At 49.9% G+C, this 1,675-nt stretch carries 2 protein-coding genes; both read right to left on the bottom strand.

The genetic code is table 11. The features are described 5' to 3' along the window. Positions 1 to 441, bottom strand: a 441-nt coding sequence (locus tag QVO51_RS00900) for a cohesin domain-containing protein (RefSeq protein WP_288167688.1), incomplete at its 3' end; no start/stop codon positions are given. A gap of 82 nt (positions 442 to 523) precedes the next feature. Further along, the coding region (locus tag QVO51_RS00895; protein ID WP_288167686.1) for a cohesin domain-containing protein at positions 524 to 1,675 on the bottom strand (1,152 nt) is incomplete at its 5' end.

Genomic DNA, 1,675 nt, shown 5'->3' with positions numbered 1-1,675 from the left:
GCCAGGCTGTGCATCAGCCGGAACTGTGAACTTGAAAACGCCCAGCTGGCCGTTGCCGGAGATTGCAGTTGCAGTACCCCAAGCAAAAGCAAAGCCCTTCAGGCCATCAGCAGTCAGTTCCTTGGAAATTGCACCACCAACGGAGATCTTCTTGCCCATAGCGCCAATAGCATCGCCGTAGCTGTAATCGATATCACCAGCGCCATCCAGAGCAACTTCCAGCTTCGGATCATAGTTAACCAGGAATTCCAGACCAGTCCAAGAAGCGTCGAAGTTCTCCAGGTTCAGGGCGATTTCAACAGTCTCGCCGGGTTCAGCATACTTCTGATCCATGGAAAGCTTTGCAGCGCCATCAGCGCTTGCAGTGATGCTCATAGCGCCTACTGCCAGCATAGCAGCTGTAGACAGAACGCCAACCGTTCTCATAAATGTCTTCTTCATTTTCTTCTTTTCCTTTCAAATGTTTTATGTTATACATGCGGGCAACGCCCGCATGTAAAAACAACAGATTGAATCTTTCAGCTTATTCATCGTCAGTCTGTGCGTATGCAACATACTGGTTTGCACCAGGAACTTCATACCAAGATGCAGATCCATTCGCCAGGAATGCAGCGGAATAATTCAGGATGCATACTGCATCAGCAGTGTTGATCTTTGCATGCTCTGCATCCTTATAGCAGTCAACGTCCGCGCAGAACTTTGCCAGGGAATCCGGCTCAATGATCTCAGCAGAAGGAATCTCAGGCTGACCGCCTGCTTCTTCCAGGATTGCTGCTGCGGAGTACTGCAGGATCTGTACAGCGTCTGCAACGTCTACCTTACCATCCAGGTTTACATCGCCTCTCAGACCAACCAGAACAGTGAACTCGCCTGCAACAGCAGACTTATGCAGATCGGTCCAGGTTACTTCAGTCTCAACCAGATTCTTAACAGCTTCTGCAACTGCAGTTTCATCAACCAGAATGCCGATGGTGTACTCGCCAGCCTCGGTGTATTCCAGCTCAGATGCACTATTTGCAGTCAGAGCAAACAGATTGCCGATCGGGAGAGTCTCAGTCTCAGAAACTTCCTCAACCTTGCCGTCTACAACTGCAACGGACTTCATGGAAACAGTAATCTGAACATTCAGGTCGCTTGTGTCGAAAGAAGTGGGATCCTCGGACCAGAACATATCGCCGATCAGAGCAGCCTCCTTATCAAAGGTGTAACCGTCGATTGTAGCGGTTGTGCCTTCTACAACAACTGCACCGTCTACATACTCAGCTGTCAGAATATCACCGTTTGCATTTACTGTCTCGCAGTTTGCAGCGTTGAATGTGATGGGGTATACGCCAATTGCTGCGTCAGTCGGAACTGTGTACTTTACAGTAAACAGAACTGCATCTGCTGCTGTCTGATCCGTCTCGGAATTCCAGCTGTAAGCCATGGAAGCTGCGTTCCAAACCGGCTCGCCAGTGTATGCAACGCCTGCTGCGAAGGAATCATAGGTCAGTGTCTTGTCAGCAACCAGGCTCAGGCTGATGCCGTTGACAGGAGATCCTGTATAAACCTTAACCGGGATTTCAACAGTCTCGCCGGGCTTAGCTACTACAGTGGGAATCTCATACTTTACAGTGTTCTCAGCCACTGTGGTCTGGCTACCTTCCTCTGTTGTGCTGGAAGTAGGAGCCACTGT

Origin of the sequence: Ruminococcus sp. CAG:379 (assembly GCF_000434255.1) — a bacterium.
GTDB lineage: Bacteria > Bacillota > Clostridia > Oscillospirales > Ruminococcaceae > Ruminococcus_F > Ruminococcus_F champanellensis.
This window is presented reverse-complemented; position numbering and strand designations above follow the sequence as displayed.